Source organism: Mameliella sp. MMSF_3455 (genome assembly GCF_030733205.1).
Classification (GTDB): Bacteria; Pseudomonadota; Alphaproteobacteria; order Rhodobacterales; family Rhodobacteraceae; genus Antarctobacter.
In genome coordinates this window covers 1-22,932 of sequence record NZ_JASHJL010000018.1, presented here as the reverse complement: position 1 = coordinate 22,932, position 22,932 = coordinate 1, and the positions used below count along the sequence as shown (strand labels likewise).

Here is a 22,932-nt window from a genome sequence, read left to right as displayed (position 1 = left end):
ATATTCTGCCATTGGTCAGAGGCCCGTGGATCACGGGCCCCTGCCATGTGATGCGATGACAGGGCGGGACAGGGCCCCGCCCACAGGTGGCCTCAGCCGCCTTTCTGGTCGTAGGCGGTGCCCCAGCCCCAGGCGCCCGAGCCGAAGCCGCGGGCCACCACGCGTTCGCGGTAGATGCCCGAGACCACGTCGCCGTCACCGGCGAGCAGGGCCTTGGTGGAACACATCTCGGCGCAGATGGGCAGCTTGCCCTCGGCGATCCGGTTGCGCCCGTACTTGGCGAATTCCGCGGTCGAGTGGGTTTCCTCGGGGCCGCCGGCGCAGAAGGTGCATTTGTCCATCTTGCCGCGGGACCCGAAGTTGCCCGCCTGCGGGAACTGCGGCGCGCCGAAGGGGCACGCGTAGAAGCAGTAGCCGCAGCCGATGCAGAGGTCCTTGGAGTGCAGGACCACGCCTTCTTCGTTCTGGTAGAAGCAATCCACCGGACAGACGGCCATGCAGGGCGCGTCTGAACAGTGCATGCAGGCCACCGAGATCGAACGTTCGCCGGGGCTGCCGTCCTGGATCGTCACCACGCGGCGGCGGTTGATCCCCCAGGGCACCTCGTGCTCGTTCTTGCAGGCGGTGACGCAGGCGTTGCACTCGATACAGCGCTCGGCGTCACAGAGGAATTTGGATCGTGCCATGTCTGTTTCTCCTTACGCTGCGGTGATCTTGCACAGGGTACACTTGGTTTCCTGCATCTGTGTCACCGAGTCGTAGCCATAGGTCTGGGCGACGTTGGTGGATTCCCCAAGCACATAGGGATCCGCGCCGTCCGGGTACTTGGACCTCAGGTCTTCGCCCTGGAAGTGGCCGCCAAAGTGGAAGGGCATGAAGGCAACGCCCTCGCCCACCCGCTGGGTGACCATCGCCATGACCTTGACCTTGCCGCCCTCGGGACCCTCGACCCAGACATCCGCGCCGTCGCGGATCCCGAGGTTGTTGGCGTCCCGCGGGTTCACCTCGACGAACATGTTCTGCTGCAGTTCCGCCAGCCAGGGGTTCGACCGGGTCTCGTCCCCGCCACCCTCGTATTCGACCAGGCGGCCGGAGGTGAGGATGATCGGGTAGTCCTGGCTGAAGTCCTGCTTCTGGATCGACGCATACATGGTCGGCAGTCGGTAGAACTTGCGGTCCTCGTAGGTCGGATAGTCGGCCACGAGGTCGCGACGGTTGGTGTACAGCGGTTCGCGGTGCACCGGGATCGGATCCGGGAAGGTCCAGACAACCGCGCGGGCCTTGGCGTTGCCGAAGGGGGCGCAGCCGTGCTTGATCGCGACCCGCTGGATGCCGCCGGACAGGTCGGTTTTCCAGTTGGTCTTGGGCCCGGCGATGCCATCGATCACCGCGCGCTCTTCCTCGGTCAGGTCACCGTCCCAGCCGAGATCCATGAGCATCTGCATGGTGAATTCCGGATACCCGTCCTGGATTTCCGATCCCACCGAGTAGACACCATCGGCCAGGAGGTTCTCGCCGTTGCGCTCGACACCGAAACGCGCCCGGAACGTCAGGCCGCCCTCTGCGACGGGCTTGGACATGTCGTAGAGGTTGGGCGTGCCCGGGTGCTTCATGTCGGCGGTGCCCCAGCTGGGCCAGGGCAGACCATAGTAGTCGCCGTCGGCCGGGCCACCCACCGCCTGAAGCGTGGTGCGGTCGAAGGTGTGCTGGTTCTCCATGTGCAGCTTCAGCCGTTCCGGCGACTGGCCGGTATAGCCCACGGTCCACATGCCCTTGTTGATCTCGCGCAGCGTGTCCTCGACGTTCGGCGTGATGCCGTCATCCTCGAGCGCGATGTTGCGGAACATGCGGTCATGGAAACCGAACTTCTTGGCGAAGAGACCGATGATTTCCTGGTCGGGCTTCGATTCAAAGAGCGGATCGACCACCTTCTGGCGCCACTGCAGCGAGCGGTTGGAGGCGGTCACCGACCCGTAGGTCTCGAACTGCGTCGCCGCCGGCAGCAGGTAGACGCCATCCTCGCGGTCATGCAGCACGGCAGAGACGGTGGGATACGGGTCGACGACGACCAGCATGTCCAGCATTTCCATCGCCTTCTTCATCTCGACCATGCGGGTCTGAGAGTTCGGCGCATGACCCCAGAGCACCATGGCCCGGACCTTGTTCGGCTGGTCCATGTTCTCGGGATCTTCGAGGACACCGTCGATCCAGCGGCTGACCGGGATGCCGGTCTCGAACATCAGGTTCTTGTCCTTGCCGTCGGCGCCCTTGAGCGTGTCGAACTGGGCCGAAAGCCAGTCGAAGTCTTCCTCCCAGACGCGCGCCCAGTGCTGCCACGACCCCTTGGCCAGGCCATAGTAGCCGGGCAGCGTGTGCGACAGAACGCCGAGGTCGGTCGCCCCCTGCACGTTGTCATGGCCGCGGAAGATGTTGGTGCCGCCGCCGGAGGTGCCCATGTTGCCCAGCGCAAGCTGCAGGATGCAGTAGGCGCGGGTGTTGTTGTTGCCGTTGGTGTGCTGCGTGCCACCCATGCACCAGATCACGGTGCCGGGACGGTTGTTGGCCAGCGTGCGGGCCACGCGGCGCAGCTGCGAACCGGGGGTGCCGGTGACGCGCTCGACCTCTTCGGGGGTCCACTTGGCCACTTCCTCGCGGATCTGGTCCATGCCCCAGACACGGGTGCGGATGAACTCCTTGTCCTCCCAGCCGTTCTCGAAGATGTGCCACAGGATGCCCCAGACCAGCGCCACGTCACTGCCGGGCCGGAAGCGGACGTATTCATCCGCGTGGGCCGCCGTGCGGGTGAACCGCGGGTCGCAGACGATCAGCGGCGCGTTGTTCATCTCCTTGGCACGCAGGACGTGCAGCAGCGAGACGGGGTGCGCCTCGGCGGGGTTGCCGCCGATGATGAAGATCGCCTGGCTGTTGTGGATGTCGTTGTAGGAGTTGGTCATGGCGCCGTAGCCCCATGTGTTCGCAACACCCGCAACCGTGGTCGAGTGGCAGATCCGTGCCTGGTGGTCGACGTTGTTCGTGCCCCAGTAGCCGGCGAACTTGCGGAACAGGTAGGCCTGTTCGTTCGAATGCTTGGCCGAGCCGAGCCAGTAGACGGAGTCAGGGCCGCTTTCCTCGCGGATCTGCATCATGCCGTCGCCGATCTCGTTGATCGCCTGCTCCCAGGAGATGCGGACCCATTCGCCGTTCTCCTTCTTCATGGGATACTTCAGGCGGCGCTCGCCGTGGGCGTGTTCGCGGACGGATGCGCCCTTGGCGCAGTGGGCGCCCAGGTTGAAGGGGCTGTCCCAGCCCGGTTCCTGCCCGACCCAGACGCCGTCGCTGACTTCGGCGATGACGGTGCAGCCCACCGAACAGTGGGTGCAGACGGATTTCTTCAGCTCCACCGCGCCAAGACCGGCAGCAGAGGCGGCGCTGGCCTGTTTGACGGTGCCGCCCGTGGCGGCAATGGCGGCAATCCCGCCGATGGCCAGACCCGAGCCGCGCAGAAAGGCGCGGCGGTCAACCGAGGCATTGGCGGCCTCGGACAGGATACTTGTCCGCTGGGGGCGTCGCGCAACCCCGTTGGTCTTTTTCCTAAGCATGGTTTCTCTCTCCCTTGCGCGCCTTCTGAGGGGCGCGGGACTCTGACGATGGCCTCGGGCAGTCGGGCGTCACGCAACCAGTCGCCGTGGGCCGTTGAGTGCCTCGACCGGACAATGCCGGGCGACGCGGGCGCCGCTATCAGAAGCGGGCGGTCTCGTAGAAGGCGCGGGTATGCGCCGTGTCCTGCATCTTTTCCGATGTCAGGTCGGGTTCGGCCGGGCCGGCTTCGGCTGCCTGGCCGCTGGCGATCGCAACCGCGGCCGCAGGGGCCGAAACGCTTGCCAGCTTGAGGAAATTCCGGCGCGAGGCCTTGGTTTCCTGGGTCATGAAAGTAGCTCCTTTCACGGGTTGGGGGACGGTCGCCCGCCCCGGGATGGGTACGTCTGCGAACGCACCCGGCGAAATCCTCACTCGCCGCTCATGCGGAACCCCTCGGCCTCGATCTCCATGAAGAGCCGTCCGACAGTGCCCACGGGGGCGTAGAAGACAGAGTTCTTGGCGCCTTCGAGATCGGCGTAGAAATGCCCCGCCCAGGGGCCGATGTGCTTGTTGAAGAATTGCCGCTGCGCATCGAGGCTTGCGGGGGGACCGAAACGGCCGACGATCATCGCGCCCATCATCTCCATCAGCGAGGCGATGTTGTCCTCGGGTTCGAACACGTTGTCGGCACGTTCCAGCCCCTGCCGCACCATGTCCTGCCGCAACAGGGCCAGCGGTTTCTCGTTCAGGAAACCGGTCAGGTAGTAGGAGGCGTAGGGCAGCAGCTCACCCCGGCCCAGTCCGATGAACAGCTTGTTGTATTCGCTGGTCGCGGTCTTGGGCTTTGTCACCTTGGCCAGTTTCGCCAGCGTGCCGATGGCCTGCCCCATCTCTGTCGCGTCCCCGGACAGGCCAGCGGTCTGTGCCAGCAGCATCTCGTCCGGCGGCCCGGCCAGCAACAGCCCGAGGAAATTGTAGAGATCGGCGCGCAGCCGGTCTTCTTCGGCGATCTGGCGGGTTTCGGCGGTGTTTGTCATCGGGTCCCTGTCGGTCGTCATGTGCTGGTCTCGAAGCGGAATCGCATCCGGCGCGGAGCGGCGGCGCAGGCCTCTGGTTCGGATATGGGTTCGGAGTGCGCCAAGGGTGCCGGCGCGGGGGATGCGACGGGCAGCTCCACGCTGTCATCCGTGTCGGGCGCGCCCGCGTCCAAGTGCTGATCCGTGGACACGTCGATCTCATTCGTGTCGACGTTGGCGGCGCGGGCCTCGGCCTCGGCCTGCTCAACCGCCTTGTCGAACATGCCCTTGCCGACCTGGTAGAGCGATTGCAGGTTCTCGACCACGCGGGCCGCGTCGGTGAAGTCATCGCCGTAATCGACCAGCCCGTCCACGTTGGCCAGCACCGGGTTCAGCCGCCACAGCCGCCGAAGGGCACGGGTCTTGAGCCGCTGCGGCGCCACCGCCTTCAGCAGCGCCTGCACCTGCGCGGGGTCGTCCATTTCCTCGGGCGCGGGCAGGTTCAGCTCGGCCAGGATCTCTTCGTCCGGCCGATCTTCCAGCGCACGCTGTTGCTCGGCCTTGGCCGCGTGCTGTTCGGCCTCGGTCTCGGCCCTGTCCTCGGCGGCAACGGCGGCGCGCCGGCGCGACCAGAAATCTGCGGGGGTCCGGCTCAATTCATCCGCCTCCGCTGTTGCGCGGGCGAGGCATAGACATCTTCCAACTTGCCGATACGCGGATCGCCCACGCCATCCTCGACAAGGTCGATGCGCTTCTTGTCCCGCTTGCGCTTGATGAACACCTCTTCCTCGTGGAACTCCTCGACGAAGTTGGCCACCAGCGCGTGCAGCGCGGGCGGCATCGGGACCTTCTCGATGATTTCCTCGCCGCTGTCCGAGTAGTCCTGCGCCTCGTAGGGCGAGGCGGTCACGGTCAGCACCTCGAGCGGGGCCTCACCCTCTGTGGTTTCACGCAGGATGACGTAGACGCTGGGCTGCTGCGCCGAAAGCTCATGCAGGTAGGCATCCGTATCGGCGCCGTGCAATTCCAGCGGCAGCGTCGCGGCATGGTATTCCGTCACCTCGCCCTCGCTGCGCAGCACGCGCCAGTCGGCGGCACCGGCCCCGGGCATGACGGCGGATGCGGTCCAGACCCATTTCGCCCATCGAGTCACGCCAAGGGCGCGTCTCAGCACGATGCCCAGCGGCATGGTCCGGTACGCTTTCGGATTGTGGATCACGGTGCTTCCCCCTTGACAGGAGTTTGATCCGGCAACCTTGCCGAACGAAAGCGAAAAACGGCGTACCGCGGTATTCCGCGCCCGAAACGGTCATTTTGGGCAGCCGCGTGAGGGCCGCCACCGGGCCACGGACGTTTTGTCCAACCTGACATTTTCGCTCGGAAAAGAGGCAGTTTGAGAATGCCCGAATCAGCCGCGGCGCAGCATCGCGGTTGCGCCCGTTCCGGTGCTTTGGCTGACCGGGATAAACGGTTGTGGAGGGCTGCGAATCATGGCTAGGCTCCACCGGCAAAGCGCGAAACAGGCACCGTCAAGCGTGCTTTGAGGGGAGAGCAAGACAATGGTCAAGTCATTGATAACATGTGACTGTCTGGGAACGCAGCAGATCGATTCACAGGCCCTGTCACGCACCACCGGGCTGGAGGTGCGCCCCCCCTGTTCGGCCCTCTGCACCAGCCAGATCGACCGGGCCGCCACCGCCCTTCAGGGGGGGGGCACGATTTTTTGCTGCACCCAGGAGTCGCGGGTATTCGAGGCCCTGGCCGAGGAACTGGCCCTGCCCGCCCCGCCGGTGCTGGACCTGCGGGACCGGGCCGGGTGGAGCGCGGATTCCGCCTCTGCAGTACCCAAAATGTCCGCCCTGATCGCCGAGGCCCTGTTGCCGGCCGCGCCGGAAAAGACGCTGGACGTGATTTCCGAAGGGCTGTGCCTGATCCTCGGCGACCCCGATATCGCCCTGCCCGCCGCCGAACAGCTGGCGCCGCACTTGGGGGTGACGGTGCTCTTGCCCGAGGACTCGGAGGTGCCCGACAGCCGCGCCTATGACGTGGTCACCGGCCGCCTGCGGCAGGCACAGGGCGCGCTGGGGCAGTTCCGCGTGGTGATCGACGCCCTGCGCCAGGTCGAGCCGGGCGGACGCGGCGCCTTTGCCCTGACCGAGCCGCGCGACGGCGGCGCTTCGGACTGCGACGTGATCCTGGACCTGCGCGGCGACAGTCCGCTGTTCCCCGCACATGAAAAGCGCGAGGGCTACCTGCGGGCAGATCCGGCGCATGCGCCCTCGGTCGCGGCGGCGGTCATGGCCGCCTCTCACCTTGTCGGCACTTTTGAAAAGCCGCTGTACGTCCGGACGGAGTCGCTGCTCTGTGCCCATTCGCGGGCCGGGCAGTCCGGCTGCACCCGCTGTCTCGACCTTTGCCCAACAGGCGCGATCATGCCCGAGGGGGATCATGTGACGGTCGACCCGATGATCTGCGCCGGGTGCGGCGCCTGTTCGGCGGTCTGCCCCTCGGGAGCGATCAGCTATGACGCGCCGCCTGTCGACCTGACCTTTCGCCGGGTGCAGACACTGGCCAAGGCCTACCTGGATGCGGGCGGCAGCGCACCGCGCCTTCTGGTCCATGACGCCCAAGGCGCCGAGATGATCCGCCTGTCGGCCCGCCACGGGCGCGGGCTGCCGCGCGACGTCATCCCGATGGAACTGCCCGTGGTCGGCGCCTTCGGCCATGCCGAGGCAGTGGCCGCACTGGCGGCGGGCTTTGCCTCCGTCACCTTGTTGCCGGGGCCGGGCGCGGATCGCGATGCGCTGGCCGCGCAACTGGCACTGGCCGCCGCGATCGCTGGCGAAGACAGGGTCCGCCTTCTGGACACGTCCGACCCCGACGCGATGAGTGACGCGCTCTATGACGAAGCCGCACCTGCACCGGTGGCAGAGCCGGTGCGCCCCCTTGGCACCCGGCGGCAGGTGACAAGGCAGGCCGCCCGCGCGCTGCATGGGGATCAGGCGCAACTGCCCCTGCCCAAGGGCGCCCCCTATGGCGCGGTGCTGGTGGATACGGATGCCTGTACGCTCTGCCTGTCCTGCGTCTCGCTCTGCCCTTCCGGCGCGCTGGGGGACAACCCCGACTTGCCGCAACTCCGGTTCCAGGAGGATGCCTGCCTGCAATGCGGGATCTGCGCCACGATCTGCCCGGAGGACGCCATCACGCTGGAGCCGCGTCTGGACCTGACCGAAACGGCCTTGCGGCAGGAGGTGCTGAACGAGGAAGAGCCCTTTGCCTGCGTCGAATGCGGCACGCTTTTCGGCTCGAAATCCGCCATCGACCGGATCACCGAGAAACTCTCGGGGCACGCCATGTTCCAGGACCCGGACAAGCTCCGGATGATCCAGATGTGCGACGATTGCCGGGTCAAGGCGCAGATGGGGGCGACGGACAATCCCTTTGCCATGGGCGAGAGGCCCCGGGTCCGCACGACCGAGGACTACCTGTCCAAGCGTCGGGATCATTGACCGTGACGGAAACCACCCTGCCCCGGGCGCTACTGGAACTCCAGCGGCGCGCCCAGATCCGCAGCCTCCATCGCCGCGACATAGGCGACGATGGCCTCGACCTCGTCCAGCGTCATGCGGACCGGCGCGATGGGCGAGGGCCGGTTGTCCGGAAAGGGCAGAGTCAGGCCTTCGATCACGGTGAAAGCCGGGTGCGGGTTCAGGACGTAGAAAGAGTAGAACCGATCCTCCCAGTCCGGCAGCGCCCGCAGCACCATGAAGCTGGGGGTCGAGCCGATGCCGAAGCCGCGCGTCGCCTCGTCGATGACATGGCAGCGGACACATTTGGCGCGGCTGACCTTGTGTCCCAGTTTCGCGTCGCCGTCGATCACCACGGTCTCGACCTCTTCGGTCGCGTCCGGCGGCGGGCCGAACAGCGTGGTACCGTCCGGCGCAAAGCTTGCCACCGTGTTGAGGCCCACCTCCGAGGTCAGCCAGTCCGCGAAGCGGCCGGTACCGGCGTGATCCGCCGATGTCACCTGCAGGTGCCAGACCCGTTTCGGCCCCGCGAACAGCGGCGCCCCGGTCGCACCCAGCGCGATGTCGGCCTTTTCCGGGTCCTCGACCAGTTCCACCCGCACCCGCGTCTTGAGCGTGAAGCGTGGGAGGATATGTTGGACAAGACCGCTGTCGACAAGCGCCGCCGGCGCATGCAGGCGGACAGGGCGCGGATCGTCCTGGGCGATCAGCGCGACGGGAACGAGCGACAGGCCAAGCGCCAGTGCGCTGGAAATGAGTGAAAGACGCAGGGTCATCGGGTCATGCTAGGCCCCTGCCCTGCCATGCGTCAAATGAAAGGGACCAGACCATGAGCGAAGACTTCAACATGTCGATGCGCAAGTTTCTGAAGCAGGTCGGCGTGACCTCGCAGCAGGCCATCGAAGAGGCAATGCGCAACACCGACACCGCCGGCAAGAGCTATGCCGTCAAGGCTGTCGTGACGATCCCCGAACTGGGCCTGACCCATGAGGTCACCGGCGAGATCAAGGGCCAGGAATGACCCAGGTAACACTTGGACGCGACGCCGTCCTGGACGTGCTGAAGACCGTCGCGGATCCGGTCGCGGGCGGCGACATCGTTGCCAGCGGCGTGATGCGGGCGCTGAATGTCGAGGGCGGCAACGTCCGCTTCGTCATGGAAATCGCGCCGCAGCACGCCGAGGCCTACGGCAAGGTCAAGGCCGAGGCAGAGGCCCGGCTGGGCGCGCTGGACGGGGTCGAAAAGGTCGCCATCGTGCTGACCGGCCATTCGGAAAAGGCGCCGCCGGACCTTGGCATGAAGAAAAAGGCCGAGCCGCAGGGCCCGCAGAAGATCCCCGGGGTCGAGCACATCATCGCCATTGCCAGTGGCAAGGGCGGCGTGGGCAAGTCCACGGTCTCGGCCAACCTTGCCTGTGCGCTGGCCGCGCAGGGGCGGCGCGTGGGCCTGCTGGACGCGGATGTCTACGGCCCCTCGCAGCCCCGGATGCTGGGCGTGTCCGGCCGCCCCGCCTCGCCCGATGGCAAGACCATCCTCCCCCTGCGCAACCACGGCGTCACCATGATGTCGATCGGCCTGATGACCAACGAGGACCAGGCGGTGGTCTGGCGTGGGCCGATGCTGATGGGGGCGCTGCAACAGATGATGATGCAGGTGCAATGGGGGGCGCTGGACGTGTTGCTGGTCGATCTGCCGCCGGGCACCGGCGACGTGCAGATGACGCTCAGCCAGAAGGCACAGGTCGATGGGGCGATCATCGTCAGCACGCCGCAGGACGTGGCACTGCTGGACGCGCGCAAGGGCATCGACATGTTCCGGCAGCTAAATGTCCCGATCCTTGGTATGATCGAGAACATGAGCACGCATATCTGTTCCAATTGCGGACATGAGGAGCATGTCTTTGGCCACGGTGGCGTGGCTGCCGAGGCGGCCAAGCTGGGCGTGCCCCTGCTGGCGGAGGTCCCGCTGGACCTGCAGATCCGCCTTGCCTCGGACGGTGGCGCGCCGATCGTGACCTCGAAGCCCGACAGCGCCCAGGCGCAGGCCTTTCACGCCGTCGCCAGCGCGCTGGTGGCCGAGGGCGTCGCATGAGCGGGACCACCGAGCCGCTGACCTTTCCCCCCGCGATGAGCGGCGAGGAGGTCGGCGGCGATCCCTTTGACGGCGCGGTCATGCGGGCAATCCGGGGCTGCGACGCTGGCCTCGTGTGCCATCGCATCGCCGCCGACCGCATGGGCGCCGCGCTGGTCATGACGCCAGAGGTGCCGCTGAAACAGGCGATGGTGATGCTGCCGCTCTGCGGCGTGGGCTTGCAGAACGCGCTTGGCGCGCTGGCCCCGCCAGAGGTCGCGGTGCACCTGGCCTGGGCGGGCGGTATCCTGATCAACGGCGCCGCCTGCGGGGCCTTTCGCGCCTGCGCCTCGACCCAGGACCCCAAAGAAATCCCCGACTGGCTGGTGGTCGGGTTCGAACTGCCGCTGACCCTGGCCGCCGTGCCCGGCGAAGTACCCGACCAAACCGCCCTGTTCGAGGAAGGCTGCGCCGAGGTCGCGCCCGAACGGCTGGTCGAAGCCTGGGCGCGGCACACGCTGAACTGGATTGCCCGCTGGGAAGACGAAGGCACCAAGGCGCTGCACGCGGAATGGCGCGGCCTGGCGCATGGTCTGGGTGAAACCGTGGTGCAGGACGGCTGGCCCGGCACCTTTCTCGGCGTGGACGAGGACTTCGGGATGCTCCTGCGCGACAGCGAGACCACCCACCTCATCCCCTTGACGACCCTTCTGGAGGAGGCCCCATGAAACTGGCCCGCGCCATCCATTTCGACGAAAGCGATCAACACGTCTTTGCCAACCCGGCGCGCACCGGCGAATGGTGCATCTCCGGCGGGTTCGAGTTCTCCAACTGGACCGAAGGCGACCTGGCCGGCAAGGCCCGGCAGGCCTTTGCCAACGGCTGGTTCGGGCTGGAAACCGGCGGGCGGGTGACATTCGTCGCCGTGACCGAGGCAGAGCCGGCAGAGATCATTGCGCTGACTGACCTGCTGGCCCAGCATTTCGTGACCTATTACGGCGCGCCCTCCGTAGAGGCCGCGAGTCCCGTCGCACAGGACGAGATCGCCCACATGGCTGAACTCTGCGAGGACCACCCGGCCAACACCCTGCTGACCGTGGCGCGGGAACTGACCGACTCCGGCGTGCGCGAGGCCTATCGCGTGATCGAGGCACAGGCCGCCGGGCTGGAACAATTCGCGATTCATGGATCGCTCGACGAGTGAACGGCCAAGGCGCGGGCGCGTGCCCGCGTTGTCGGTGCGCCTGCGCCTCCTGGTGCTGGCGCTGGCACCGCTGACGGTGCTGATGCCGCTGTTGCTGGTGCTGGGCATGACGCGCTGGACCAGCGACTATGACGAACTGCTGATCGCCAATGTCGAATCCGACCTGCGCATCGCCGAGCAATACCTTGCCCGCATCATGGAAACGACCGGCGACGAACTGACCGGCGTCGCCGAAAGCGCCGAGTTCGGGCGCGTGCTGGCGGTCAGCGGCCCCGCCCTGGACAGCTACCTGGCCGAAAAGCGCGAGGCACTGGAGCTGGATTTTCTCTACTACCTGCCAGAAGCGGCGACGCTGGGCGATGCCTCGCGCTGGCCGGTGATCGTGGCGGGGCTGAATGGCCGCCCCTCGACCGAGATCGACATTCTTTCGGGGGCCGACCTCGCCGCCCTGCCCGGTCAGCTGGACGCGCGCGCCCGCATCCCGCTGATCGAGACAGAGGCCGCCGTGCCCACGGAACGCGAGGTCGAGGATCGCGGCATGGTGGTGCATTCCGCGGCGCCTGTCCTGCTGGACGGCCACCACGGCGTGCTGGTGGGGGGCATCCTCTTGAACCGCAACCTGCAGTTCATCGACACGATCAACGCGCTGGTCTACCTGAACGCGGTCACCGGCGGCGAACGCCAGGGCACGGCGACGCTTTTCCTGGACGATGTGCGGGTCTCGACCAACGTGCGGCTGTTCGAGGACGTGCGCGCGCTGGGAACGCGGGTTTCGGCGGTGGTGCGCCAACAGGTTCTTGGCGAGGGCAAGACCTGGCTGGACCGGGCCTTCGTGGTCAACGACTGGTATATTTCCGGCTACCTGCCGCTGACCGACAGTTTCGGCGAGCGCGTGGGGATGCTTTATGTCGGCTTTCTCGAGGCCCCCTTCACGGCGGAAAAACGCGACGCGATCCTGTGGATGCTGGCCGCCTTCGTCGGTGTGCTTGTCCTGTCCGTGCCGCTGTTCCTGACCCTGGCGCGCGGCATCTTCGCGCCGCTGGAACGGATCACCCGCACGATGCAGCGGGTGGGCCGCGGTGACCTATCGGCCCGCTACGGCGATGTCGGCGCGCGCGACGAGATCGGCCAGGTGGCCGCGCATCTCGACGATCTTCTGGGACAGGTGCAGGAGCGCGACGCCCGCCTGCGCGCCTGGGCGGACGAGCTGAACCAGCGTGTCGAAGAGCGCACCGCCGAATTGCGCGAGGCCAACGCCAAGCTGGAGGAAACCTATCGCCAGCTGGTCATGAACGAGAAACTTGCCTCGATCGGCGAGATCACGGCAGGTGTCGCGCATGAGATCAACAACCCGGTGGCGGTGATCCAGGGCAATGTCGACGTGATCCGCGAGACGTTGGGCGACAAGGCCGACCCGGTCAAGACGGAACTGGACCTTGTCGACCGGCAGGTGGCGCGCATCGACGCGATGGTGGGCAAGCTGCTGCAATTTGCCCGTCCCGGAGAGTTCCATGCCTACGAGGACGCGGTCATGCTTGGCCCCTTGGTCGAGGATTGCCTGCTGCTGGTCGAACACGTCCTGTCAAAGAGCGCCATCCGGGTCGAGACGCAGCTGGGCGCCGCGCCAGAAGTGAAAGTCGATCCCGGCGAGATGCAGCAGGTCATCATCAACCTCGTCATGAACGCCGCGCAGGCGATGGGCCACGACGGCACGCTGACCCTGACCCTGAACGCCGAAGAGCGGGACGGACGGCCCGGCGCCTGCCTGAGCGTGCAGGACAGCGGGCCGGGCCTCTCCGAGGGCGCGCAGGAGGCGGTCTTTGATCCGTTCTTCACCACCAAGCAGGGCGAAGGCACCGGGCTGGGCCTGTCGATTTCCCAGACGCTGGTGCAACGGGCCAGCGGGCTCATCACCGCGACGAACGCCCCCGAGGGCGGAGCCCTGTTCCGGGTCTGGCTGCCCGCAGCATGAGCCCGGGGGATTTCACCAAGGCGGCCTCTTTCGGCCCCGACGCTGCCACTTTCCACCGGCATTCGCCGACAAGGACTTGCGCAAAGACCATCGGATGACAGAACAGGCCAGCCTTCCCCAAGGCACCTTTCCGGGTGCAACCAGCCCCGCCGGGGCGCTGGCCGCCGACCTGCGCACCCTGACCGCCTTTCGCTTTTTCGCCGCCTTCTGGGTCTTCCTTTTTCATGTCCGCGTGCGGATCGAACCGGGCACGGGGCTTGGCTGGGACATCGTCGAGAATGGCGCACGGGGGGTGGATTTCTTCTTTATCCTGTCGGGTTTCATCATCGCCCATGTCTACGAAGGGCAGATCGCCTCGGGACGGTTCTCGTTGCGGCGGTTCCTTTGGAAACGCTTTGCGCGCATCTACCCGCTGCACCTGGTGATGCTGCTGATCTTCCTGGCCCTGGCCGTGCTGGGGAACAACCGGCATGACGGGGTCATCGCCTCTCTGCTGATGCTGCACAGCTGGGCGCTGACCGACGGTCTGGTGCTGAATGGACCCAGCTGGACGATCTCGGCCGAGATCTTCGCCTATCTTCTCTTTGGCGTTCTGGCCGTCCGGCGCCACCCGACATGGGCATTGCTGGTCGCGCTGGCAGTCACTGCGGTCGGCGCACATCTCCTTGCGCTCGGCCTGGGCAAGTCGGCCTTCCTGCACCTGACCTGGGATTTCGGCGCCCTTCGCATCCTGCCGCTGTTCATCCTGGGGATGGTGTTGCGCCGGATCGCGCCCCTGGCGTCGATGCGGTTGGCGCTGGCGACCGGGACGGTCGGGCTGCTGGCGCTGCCCCTGCTGGCGGGGCAGCACGGCCCGGGGTACGAGGTGCTCGTGCCCTTCTGCCTGCTCATCGTGGCGGGCGCCCGCCTCTCCGAGGCCTCCTGGCTGCCCACCAACAGCCGGGTCATGGTCTACCTCGGAGAGATCTCCTACTCGACCTACATGATCCACGTCCTGGTGATCAAAGCCTGCTACGACTACGCGCCCAAGCTGGGGTTTGCAGCCCCCGGATGGCCGCTGGTGGGGGTGATCGTGATCGCCGGATCGGCCCTCTGCTATCACTTGGTCGAACGCCCCGCGCGCCGGTTCCTCAACCGTTTCCTCTGAATGCTGCCGACGGGCTGCCGCTGCGGAAACCGCGGGGATTCCGGCAGGTTGCGCGCACGCCCTTATCCGACAAAATTTGTCGGATTGACAAACCATACAGAAATAGTCAGCTTTGGATCATCCCAGCCAGCCCCTCGAATCCGGGCCAAGCCAACGATGAAATCCGGCACGCGGAGACCCATGATGCTGAACGTCAGCGACATTGCCGCAGATCCCCGAACGCCCGGCGAGGGCGACCGGCGGCCCGTGACACTTGGCTTTTCCACCCTGTTTTCCCTCGAACGCCTGTTCGACCGGATCGAAGGCAAACCGGAGGGACGGACATGGGCCTGAGCACAGCGACCGACAGCGGGCAGGCCGACCCCCTGCCCGTCTATGACGCCCGCGACTTGACCGAGGGCGGTGATCTGGCCCGCATCCGCCTCGCCGACCAGCTTTACATCCTGCGCATCACCCGCGCCGGCAAACTGATCCTGACGAAATGAGCGGCATGGTCGAAAGAGGCGGTGCGCCGGTGGGTTACCTGTCCGAACTTGGCCCGGTCGAGGCGGGGGCGGTCCTGTACCTGAGGCTGTGGAACGACGGCGATGCCTCCCGCAGCGAGGTCTGGAATGATTTCGCCCGCCACCTTGGAGCCGCCGAAGGCCGCCAGGCCCTGGGCGCCTTCGAGGAACTCTGTGCGCTTTGCGCGCGCCATTGCCGGCGCCCGCTGATGCGCCACCACGTCACCTGCAAATGCCTGGGCGCCGACGAGTCCTGCTTTGCCACCTTCATCGGATACGCCAGCGAAGGTCAGCGCGAGGACGCGCTGTTGCTGGCGATGACATTGGTGCGGCCCGACATGGCCCCGATCCTGGCCGGGCTGGCCGAGGATTTCGGCCTCGCGCTGCGCCGCATGACCTGCCGAACTCCCGCCGGGACATCGCGCAAAGCGGGCCCGAACACTCCGCGGACACTCCACTAGCAAACGCCAAGAGGACAAAGACAGTGAAGATCAAGACCACCCGGACCCTTGCGACCAGCGCGCTGGCGCTGACCCTCGCCGCCGGTTCCGCCCTCGCCGAGGTTTCCAGGGCCGAGGTTCTGGACAACTATGCCGACATCGCCGAGGCGATCTATGGCGACAGCCTGATCGCCGCCCAACGCCTGCAGTCGGCCGTCGACGCGCTGATCGCGACCCCTTCGGCGGAAACCCTGCAAACGGCGAAATCCGCCTGGCTGGCCGCCCGCGTCCCCTATCAGCAGAGCGAGGTCTACCGGTTCGGCAATGCCATCGTGGACGACTGGGAAGGCAAGGTGAATGCCTGGCCGCTGGACGAGGGCCTGATCGACTATGTCGACATGACCTATGGCGGCCCGACCGATGAAAACGCGCTGGCCGCGCTGAACGTCGTCGCCTCGCCCTCGCTGACCATCTCGGGCGAGACCGTGGACGCGGCAGAGATCACCCCCGCCCTGCTGTCCGACACCCTGCACGAGGCCGACGGGGTCGAGGCCAACGTGGCCACCGGCTATCACGCCATCGAGTTCCTGCTCTGGGGGCAGGACCTGAACGGTCACGCGCATGGCGCCGGCAACCGCCCCTGGACCGACTATGCCCAAGGCGAGGCCTGCACGAATGACAATTGCGACCGCCGCGGCGACTACCTCAAGGCGGCGACCGACCTGCTCGTTTCGGACCTGGAATGGATGGCTGCCCAATGGGCCGAGGGCGGTGAGGCACGCAGCACCCTGATGGCGGACGAGGCCGCCGGCATCACGGCGATGCTGACCGGCATGGGCTCGCTATCCTACGGGGAGCAGGCGGGCGAACGGATGCGCCTGGGCCTGATGCTGAACGATCCCGAGGAAGAGCACGACTGTTTCTCGGACAACACGCACAACAGCCACTACTACGACGGGCTGGGCATCCAGAACGTCTATCTGGGCGAATACGTCCGCATCGACGGCTCGCTGGTCAGCGGCCCGTCCCTGGCCGACCTCGTCGCCGAAGCCGATGCCGCGCTGGACGCCGAAATGCAGGACAAGTTGGCGCAGACCATGAAGGCGCTTGGCCGGATCAAGTCCGCCGCCGAGGCCGGGTTCAGCTATGACATGATGCTGGAACGCGGATCCGAAGCCGGTGAGGCGCTGGTCATGGGCGGCGTCAACGGTTTGATCGACCAGACCCGCAGCATCGAACGCATCGTCGCCCTGCTGGGTGCCGAGGGCACCGCCATCGAAGGTTCGGACAGCCTCGACGACCCCGACGCCGTCTTCCAGTAAACCCAACCGGATCCGCCGCCATGATCATCTGTCATTGCCAGAACATCACCGATCACGACATTCATTCCGCCATCGACTGGATGCGGGCGGCGGACCCTGAGACCCTCATCACACCAGGCAAGATCTACCACGCATTGGGCAAGGCCGCGGATTGCGGCGGATGCATGCCGCTGTTCCTTGGCACCATGCGCAAGAATCAGAACTTGGAAGTCCCCATGCACCTCCGTAACCTCCGGGGCGGAGCAACACAGGAAACCCGACCATGCAAGGCGACCCGAAAGTCATCGACTACCTGAACCGCGCATTGCGCAGCGAGTTGACGGCGATCAGCCAGTACTGGCTGCACTACAAGCTGCAAGAGGACTGGGGCCTTGGCCACATGGCCAAGAAAAGCCGCGAGGAAAGCATCGAAGAGATGAACCACGCGGACAAGCTGATGGAACGGATCGTCTTTCTCGAAGGGCATCCCAACCTGCAAAAGCTGGATCCGCTGCGCATCGGCCAGACGCCCAAAGAAACGCTGGAATGCGATCTTGCCGCCGAACAGGAGGCGCGCGCGCTCTACAAGGAGGCCCGCGAATACTGTCACGAGGCCGGGGATCACGTCACCAAGGAGCTGTTCGACCAGCTGCTGGCCGATGAAGAGGGTCATATCGACTTTCTCGAAACCCAGCTTGACCTGCACGATCGTGTCGGCGCCGAGAACTATGCCCACCTCAACGCGTCGAAGATGGATGAAGCCGAATAAACTGGCCCTTATTGCCGTCCTCATGGGGCCCGCCGCCGTGGCGGGCCCTCTTGATGAACCGCATCTGAGCATCACCCCCCGCACCCCGGCCGAAACCGCGCGCATCGCCAAGGTGCTGGCGCCGCCCGAGGGTTTCGATACGCCCGAACGGTTCGAGGACAAGTCCGCCGGCGCCGCCACCGTGCGCGTGACGCCGGATGCAAATGCCTTTTCCCTGCCTTCCGCCAGTCTCGATTTCGAGGGTGAACTGACCTTCAAGGTCGGCAACGGGCTGTTTCGCAAGATCTGGGTGTCGTCGCCCTCCTCCACCCTCGCCTCTGACGGCTTGGGGCCGCTGTTCAATGCCCGATCCTGTCAGCGCTGCCACATCAAGGACGGGCGCGGCCACCCGCCTGATGGGCCGAGCGACAAGGCGATTTCCATGTTTCTGCGGGTCTCGGTGCCCGGCGGGCCCGAGGACATGATCCCCGAGATCGAGGACTATATCGCCAGCGCGCCCGAGCCGACCTATGGCACGCAATTGCAGGACTTCAGCCTGCCGGGCCATGCGCCCGAATACCGCCTGCAAATCGACTACGAGGAAATCACCGTTCCCCTGTCGGGCGGCGAAACCGCCAGCCTGCGCAAACCGACCTATACCGCCGCCGACCTTGGCTATGGTCCGCTGCACCCGGAGGCCATGCTTTCGCCCCGGGTGGCCCCCCAGATGATCGGACTTGGCCTGCTGGAGGCGGTCCCGGCAGCGGATATCCTGGCCGGGGCCGACCCCGACGATGCAAATGGCGACGGCATTTCGGGCCGGGCGAATGTCGTCTGGTCGGTGGAGTTCGACATGCCGATGCTGGGCCGTTTCGGTCACAAGGCGGGCAACCCGACGATCCTGGAACAGACGGCGGCGGCCTTTGTCGGCGACATCGGCATATCCAGCCCGCTGTTCCCGGCGGGCGCGGGCGAGTGCACCGACATGCAGGCCGACTGTCAGGCCGCGCCGCATGGCGACGGTGACGCGCGCGGTTTCGAGGTCGATGCCGAGGGGTTGGAACTGACCGCCTTCTACAGCCGCAACCTGGGCGTTCCCGCGCGCCGCAACCTGGACGACCCGCAGGTGCTGCGCGGCAAGCAGGTCTTTCACGACAGCGGGTGCGCCGATTGCCACAGGCCGAAGTTCGTCACCCATCGCCTGCCCGACCGGCCGGAACACAGTTTCCAGCTGATCTGGCCCTATACCGACATGCTCTTGCATGACATGGGCCCCGGTCTGGCGGACGGGCGACCCGAGGCACGGGCCACGGGCCGGGAGTGGCGCACCGCGCCGCTTTGGGGGACCGGTTTGACGCAGCAGGTTTCGGGGCATACCACGTTCCTGCACGATGGCCGCGCGCGCTCTCTGCTGGAGGCGATCCTCTGGCACGGGGGCGAGGCGCAGCCCAGCCGCGACGCCGTCACCCGGATGCCGCCGCCCGACCGCAACGCCCTGATCGCCTTTCTGGAAAGCCTCTGACATGCGCAACAGCCTATTCGCCCTCGTGTTTGCCGCCTCTCCGGCTCTGGCCCAGGCGCCCGACGTGGGCGCCATCGTCGACGCCCATGTCCTGCCCGGCTACCAGGCGCTGGCCGAGAGCACGGCCGCGCTGGCCACCACGGCAGAACAGCATTGCACGGCAGGCGACCCCAAGCTGCAAGAGGCCTATGGCGCGGGTTTCGATGCCTGGATCGCGGTCAGCCACCTGCGGTTCGGCCCTTCTGAACAGGGCGACCGGGCCTTTGCTCTGGCCTTCTGGCCGGACAGCCGGGGCGCGACGCCCAAGGCGCTGGGACAGTTGATCCGGGACGAGGACCCGGCGGTCGAAAGCCTGGACAGTTTCCAGAAGGTCTCGATCGCGGCACGCGGGTTTTACGCGATGGAGTTCCTGCTCTACAACGACCAGTTCAGCAACGCGGGGAGCGAGGCCTACCGCTGTGCGCTGGTGCAAGTCATGAGCGCCGACATCGCCGCGACCTCGGCGGCGATCCTCGCGGATTGGGAAACCGGATATGCCGACCTGATGCGCCATCCCGGCAACGACACCTACCGCACGGCGGACGAAGCGGCGAAACAGTTGTTCACCGCCCTGTCGACGGGATTGGAATTCACCGGGGACACGCGGATCGGGCGCCCGATGGGCAGCTATGACCGTCCCCGCCCGATGCGCGCCGAGGCGCGCCGCTCTGGCCGCTCGCTGCGCCATGTCATGCTGTCGCTGGCGGCGCTGCGCGACCTGGGCACACGACTGTCCGGCGGGGACGCAGCGCTTGACACCGCCTTTGCCCGCGCCCTGACCCGGGCCGACAATCTGGATGATCCGGTCTTTGCCGGGGTCGGCGATCCGATGGGCCGCATCCGCATCGAAGCGCTGCAACAGCGCATCTCGGAGATCCGCGAAATCGTCGCGCAGGATCTTGGCCCCCGCCTCGGCATCGCGGCCGGGTTCAACTCGATGGACGGGGATTGAGTTGGCCAACCGGCGACACTTTCTGGCCGGTCTTCTGGCTGCCACGGCCTGCCCGCGCCCGACATGGGCCGAGGCCGGATCGCCCGCCTTCCTGTCAGCGGCGATGACCCGCGACGGGCGGTATCAGCTTTGCGGGCTGAGCGCCGCAGGCCAGATCACCTTTGCCTGCCCCCTGCCCGACCGAGGCCATGCTGCCGCTGCCCATCCGACACAGCCCATTGCCGTGGGGTTCGCCCGCCGTCCAGGGCGTTTTGCGGTGGTGCTGGACTGCGTGACCGGCCAAGAAATCACCCGGTTCGACGCCCCCGAAGGGCGGCATTTCTACGGTCACGGTGTCTTTTCCCCCGATGGCACGCGGCTCTACACGGCGGAAAACGACTATGCAGCCGCGCGCGGCGTGGTCGGGGTCTGGTCTCTGGACGGCAAGCGACTGGGTGAGTTCGACAGCCACGGCACCGGCCCGCATGACATCCGCCTGATGCCGGACGGCGAAACGCTGGTGATCGCCAACGGCGGGATCGAGACGCATCCCGATTCCGGCCGGACCAAGCTGAACATCCCGCTGATGGCGCCGTCGCTTGCGTTCCTGTCACCGGAGGGCGCGCTGCAAGACCAACAGCGGCTGGCGCGCTCGCTGCACAAGAATTCGATCCGTCACTTGGCGGTCGGGCCGGATGGCACCGTGGCCTTCGCGATGCAATGGCAGGGCGATCTGTCCGAAGATCCGCCTCTGATCGGCGTCACGCGACAGGGCGGCACCCCGCGCCTGTTCAGCTCCCCGCCCGAGCAGGCCGCCCGGATGCAGGGGTATGCGGGCAGCGTGGCGCTGCTGGCCGACGCCCGAGAGGTTGCCATCACCTCTCCGCGTGGCGGGCTGGCGCAGGTCTTTGACCTTGGCAGCGGTGCGCTCAAACGGAGCATCGACATGGAGGACGTCTGCGGCGTGGCCGCCGGCGGCGCGGGCTTCCTGCTGACATCCGGCACCGGAGAAGTGCGCGGCGAGAGCCATGTCGCCCATGACCTGCACTGGGACAATCATCTGGTCCCGATCTGATCGGGGTCAGCCAGCCCCTTGGTCCATCGCGGCGAGGGCGATCACCAGTTCCTCGTTTGTCGGGATCACCAGTATCCGCGACATGTCCGACCTGATGACCAACAGGCCCAGCACACCCGAGCGGCGGTAGAGCAGCCCTCACATCGACGCGCCATTGCCCAGGTGCGCAACGACCACCCGACGTTCAGGGCCGACGCATGCGCCCTCACCCTGTCCCCGTGATACGCGCATGGTGCAGCGCCGCCACCGCACAGGAGGCCAGCCGAGACATGTCATCGTCGGCGCGGCTGTTGAGGATGATCGGCACCCGCGCGCCCAGCACCAGCCCCGCTGCCTCGGCGTGGCTGATATAGGTCAGCTGCTTGGCCAGCATGTTGCCCGCGTCGATGTCCGGCACCACCAGCACCTCTGCCCGGCCCGCAACCGGCGAGAAAATCCCCTTTGTCCGTGCTGCGGCGATATCGACCGCATTGTCCATCGCCAGTGGGCCGTCCACCAGCCCGCCGGTGATCTGCTTGCGCTCGGCCATCTTGGACAAGAGCGCCGCATCGACCGAGGACGGGATGTCGGGGTTCACCGTTTCCACCGCCGACAGCACGCCGACCTTGGGTTCCTCGATGCCGATGCTGATTGCCAGGTCGACGGCATTCTGGACGATGTCCTTCTTGGCCTTCAGATCGGGCGCGATGTTGATTGCCGCGTCCGTCACCAGCAGCGGGTGCGCCAGCCCGGGCACGTCCATCACGAAGACATGGGTAAAGCGACGCCCCGCGCGCAGGCCGGTCTGCTTGTCCAATGCCGCGCGCAGCAAATCGTCGGTGTGCAGATGGCCCTTCATCAGCGCAGCCGCCCGCCCCTCCGTCACCAGCGCCACGGCGCCACGGGCGGCGGCGACGTGATCCCGTTCGGTCACGATCTCGACCCCGTCGAGGCTCTGCCCCAGGTCTTCTGCCGTGGCCGCGATCCTGTCCGGGCAGCCGACGAGGATCGGGGTGATCAACGTGTGATCGCGCGCCAGCAGTGCCCCGCCCAGCGAGTTCGGCTCTTCCGGTGCGATCACCGCCGTCACCAGCGGCGGCAGGGGGGCGGCTTTGGCCAGCAGCTTCTCGAAATGCCGATGACGCTGGACGATGAGCCCCGGCAGGTCATGGCTGGAATAGCTGGTCTTGCGGCGCGGTGCCTCGACTTCGGCCACACCAGAGAGGATCAGCGCGCCATCCGCCGGTCGTGTGACCTCTGTCGCAAGCGTCACGATGCCGGTCTGGTCGTTGCGGTCGGTGACGGTGACGCGGCTTTCCAGTTCGTCTCCTGCATGGGCGCGGTTGTGAAAGACAAGGCTTTGCGCATGATACAGCGTCCCCGCCCCGGGCAGCATGTTGCCCAGCACCGCGGAAACCAGTGCCCCCACGAACATCCCCGGCGCCACGGCCTCCGGTTCGCCGTCGCCATCGCCGTCCACGTTGAAGACATGCATCGGGTTGTGATTGCCCGAGACATTGGCAAAGACGATCAGGTCGTCCTGCGTGCACAGGCGCCGCAGCGCGGCGGTGTCCCCCGGTTTCAGTTCGTCGAATGTCCTGTTTTCAATCTTCATGGCCTGCAACCCCTTTCCCCGACCCGCCCACGGACATGCCCAGCCCTACAGGACGGGGCGCCCTGCGACATGACCCAAGTCAATACCCGCCCAGTGTGACGAGAGTTCCTGCGGCCGTGTACCCAAAGGCGCGCATGAAAAAGGCCCGGCAAGCCGCCGGGCCTTTCCATCGTCTTTGGCGTTTGAATTATCGCAGGTCGCCGGGCAGCAGGGCGTCGGGGAGGTTCTGGTAGCAGACCGGGCGCAGGAAGCGGCGGATGGCCA

The 22,932-nt window shown here is 66.5% G+C and carries 24 protein-coding genes and 1 pseudogene; 16 read left to right on the top strand and 9 right to left on the bottom strand.

Annotated features, from left to right (window positions below; all coding sequences use genetic code 11):
* Nucleotides 1–92: 92 nt before the first annotated feature.
* The 6 genes from fdh3B to RBB42_RS14495 form a co-directional block, all read right to left on the bottom strand.
* Nucleotides 93–686 (bottom strand): formate dehydrogenase FDH3 subunit beta, encoded by a 594-nt coding sequence (fdh3B, locus tag RBB42_RS14520; RefSeq protein WP_305971105.1) that lies wholly within the window; start codon nucleotides 684–686, stop codon nucleotides 93–95.
* Between the two features lie 12 nt (nucleotides 687–698).
* Complete coding sequence (locus tag RBB42_RS14515; RefSeq protein ID WP_305971104.1) at nucleotides 699–3,599, bottom strand: formate dehydrogenase subunit alpha; 2,901 nt, start codon at nucleotides 3,597–3,599, stop codon at nucleotides 699–701.
* Between the two features lie 139 nt (nucleotides 3,600–3,738).
* Nucleotides 3,739–3,927 (bottom strand): twin-arginine translocation signal domain-containing protein, encoded by a 189-nt coding sequence (locus RBB42_RS14510; protein ID WP_305971103.1) that lies wholly within the window; start codon nucleotides 3,925–3,927, stop codon nucleotides 3,739–3,741.
* An 80-nt stretch (nucleotides 3,928–4,007) separates the two neighbouring features.
* Nucleotides 4,008–4,637: a TorD/DmsD family molecular chaperone gene (locus RBB42_RS14505; RefSeq protein WP_371931799.1), complete on the bottom strand. Its 630-nt coding sequence runs from the start codon at nucleotides 4,635–4,637 to the stop codon at nucleotides 4,008–4,010.
* Entirely contained in the window at nucleotides 4,634–5,251 is a 618-nt protein-coding gene (locus tag RBB42_RS14500) for a DUF3306 domain-containing protein (protein ID WP_305971102.1), read from the bottom strand. Before RBB42_RS14500 ends, RBB42_RS14505 begins: the two co-directional genes overlap by 4 nt.
* Complete coding sequence (locus RBB42_RS14495; protein ID WP_305971150.1) at nucleotides 5,248–5,784, bottom strand: DUF3305 domain-containing protein; 537 nt, start codon at nucleotides 5,782–5,784, stop codon at nucleotides 5,248–5,250. The genes RBB42_RS14500 and RBB42_RS14495 overlap by 4 nt, the downstream gene beginning before the upstream one ends.
* A 370-nt stretch (nucleotides 5,785–6,154) precedes the next feature.
* Here RBB42_RS14495 and RBB42_RS14490 point away from each other — a divergent pair, with 370 nt between their 5' ends.
* Nucleotides 6,155–8,104 (top strand): 4Fe-4S binding protein, encoded by a 1,950-nt coding sequence (locus RBB42_RS14490; protein WP_305971101.1) that lies wholly within the window; start codon nucleotides 6,155–6,157, stop codon nucleotides 8,102–8,104.
* 29 nt (nucleotides 8,105–8,133) lie between these two features.
* On the opposite strand, the gene RBB42_RS14485 is transcribed toward RBB42_RS14490, so the two are convergent.
* Nucleotides 8,134–8,898, bottom strand: a complete 765-nt coding sequence (locus RBB42_RS14485) for a cytochrome c family protein (protein WP_305971100.1) — start codon at nucleotides 8,896–8,898, stop codon at nucleotides 8,134–8,136.
* Nucleotides 8,899–8,951: 53 nt separating this feature from the next.
* Here RBB42_RS14485 and RBB42_RS14480 point away from each other — a divergent pair, with 53 nt between their 5' ends.
* The 15 genes from RBB42_RS14480 (at nucleotide 8,952) to RBB42_RS14410 (ending at nucleotide 21,074) form a co-directional block, all read left to right on the top strand.
* A complete protein-coding gene (locus RBB42_RS14480) occupies nucleotides 8,952–9,143 on the top strand; it encodes a DUF6494 family protein (RefSeq protein WP_305971099.1) in 192 nt (63 codons plus the stop codon).
* A complete protein-coding gene (locus RBB42_RS14475; protein WP_305971098.1) occupies nucleotides 9,140–10,213 on the top strand; it encodes an Mrp/NBP35 family ATP-binding protein in 1,074 nt (357 codons plus the stop codon). The genes RBB42_RS14480 and RBB42_RS14475 overlap by 4 nt, the downstream gene beginning before the upstream one ends.
* Nucleotides 10,210–10,920: a biotin/lipoate--protein ligase family protein gene (locus tag RBB42_RS14470; RefSeq protein ID WP_305971097.1), complete on the top strand. Its 711-nt coding sequence runs from the start codon at nucleotides 10,210–10,212 to the stop codon at nucleotides 10,918–10,920. The genes RBB42_RS14475 and RBB42_RS14470 overlap by 4 nt, the downstream gene beginning before the upstream one ends.
* Nucleotides 10,917–11,396, top strand: coding sequence for a DUF6505 family protein (locus RBB42_RS14465; protein WP_305971096.1), 480 nt, complete (start codon nucleotides 10,917–10,919; stop codon nucleotides 11,394–11,396). Before RBB42_RS14470 ends, RBB42_RS14465 begins: the two co-directional genes overlap by 4 nt.
* Nucleotides 11,377–13,368, top strand: coding sequence for a sensor histidine kinase (locus RBB42_RS14460; protein ID WP_305971095.1), 1,992 nt, complete (start codon nucleotides 11,377–11,379; stop codon nucleotides 13,366–13,368). The genes RBB42_RS14465 and RBB42_RS14460 overlap by 20 nt, the downstream gene beginning before the upstream one ends.
* Nucleotides 13,369–13,462: 94 nt before the next feature.
* Complete coding sequence (locus tag RBB42_RS14455; RefSeq protein WP_305971094.1) at nucleotides 13,463–14,515, top strand: acyltransferase family protein; 1,053 nt, start codon at nucleotides 13,463–13,465, stop codon at nucleotides 14,513–14,515.
* Between the two features lie 183 nt (nucleotides 14,516–14,698).
* Nucleotides 14,699–14,848 (top strand): hypothetical protein, encoded by a 150-nt coding sequence (locus RBB42_RS14450; protein ID WP_305971093.1) that lies wholly within the window; start codon nucleotides 14,699–14,701, stop codon nucleotides 14,846–14,848.
* Nucleotides 14,839–15,000, top strand: a complete 162-nt coding sequence (gene hemP / locus RBB42_RS14445) for a hemin uptake protein HemP (RefSeq protein WP_305971092.1) — start codon at nucleotides 14,839–14,841, stop codon at nucleotides 14,998–15,000. The genes RBB42_RS14450 and hemP overlap by 10 nt, the downstream gene beginning before the upstream one ends.
* Complete coding sequence (locus RBB42_RS14440; RefSeq protein ID WP_305971091.1) at nucleotides 14,997–15,479, top strand: hypothetical protein; 483 nt, start codon at nucleotides 14,997–14,999, stop codon at nucleotides 15,477–15,479. Before hemP ends, RBB42_RS14440 begins: the two co-directional genes overlap by 4 nt.
* 29 nt (nucleotides 15,480–15,508) lie before the next feature.
* Nucleotides 15,509–16,780, top strand: coding sequence for an imelysin family protein (locus RBB42_RS14435; protein ID WP_371931801.1), 1,272 nt, complete (start codon nucleotides 15,509–15,511; stop codon nucleotides 16,778–16,780).
* 20 nt (nucleotides 16,781–16,800) lie between these two features.
* Nucleotides 16,801–17,076: a (2Fe-2S)-binding protein gene (locus tag RBB42_RS14430; protein ID WP_371931798.1), complete on the top strand. Its 276-nt coding sequence runs from the start codon at nucleotides 16,801–16,803 to the stop codon at nucleotides 17,074–17,076.
* Nucleotides 17,043–17,528, top strand: a complete 486-nt coding sequence (bfr, locus tag RBB42_RS14425) for a bacterioferritin (protein ID WP_043143194.1) — start codon at nucleotides 17,043–17,045, stop codon at nucleotides 17,526–17,528. Before RBB42_RS14430 ends, bfr begins: the two co-directional genes overlap by 34 nt.
* Nucleotides 17,515–19,029 carry a di-heme oxidoreductase family protein gene (locus RBB42_RS14420; RefSeq protein ID WP_305971090.1) on the top strand — a complete coding sequence of 505 codons (1,515 nt, stop codon included), beginning with the start codon at nucleotides 17,515–17,517 and terminating at the stop codon, nucleotides 19,027–19,029. Before bfr ends, RBB42_RS14420 begins: the two co-directional genes overlap by 14 nt.
* Before the next feature lies 1 nt (nucleotide 19,030).
* On the top strand, nucleotides 19,031–20,020 hold the full coding sequence (locus RBB42_RS14415; protein WP_305971089.1) for an imelysin family protein: 990 nt from the start codon (nucleotides 19,031–19,033) through the stop codon (nucleotides 20,018–20,020).
* A 1-nt stretch (nucleotide 20,021) separates the two neighbouring features.
* Nucleotides 20,022–21,074: a DUF1513 domain-containing protein gene (locus tag RBB42_RS14410; RefSeq protein ID WP_305971088.1), complete on the top strand. Its 1,053-nt coding sequence runs from the start codon at nucleotides 20,022–20,024 to the stop codon at nucleotides 21,072–21,074.
* A 205-nt stretch (nucleotides 21,075–21,279) separates the two neighbouring features.
* Here the strand turns inward: RBB42_RS14410 and RBB42_RS14405 are convergent, their stop codons facing one another.
* Nucleotides 21,280–22,668 (bottom strand): bifunctional enoyl-CoA hydratase/phosphate acetyltransferase, encoded by a 1,389-nt coding sequence (locus RBB42_RS14405; RefSeq protein WP_305971087.1) that lies wholly within the window; start codon nucleotides 22,666–22,668, stop codon nucleotides 21,280–21,282.
* 187 nt (nucleotides 22,669–22,855) lie between these two features.
* Nucleotides 22,856–22,932: pseudogene (locus RBB42_RS28125) on the bottom strand (aldehyde dehydrogenase family protein); the annotation flags it as partial.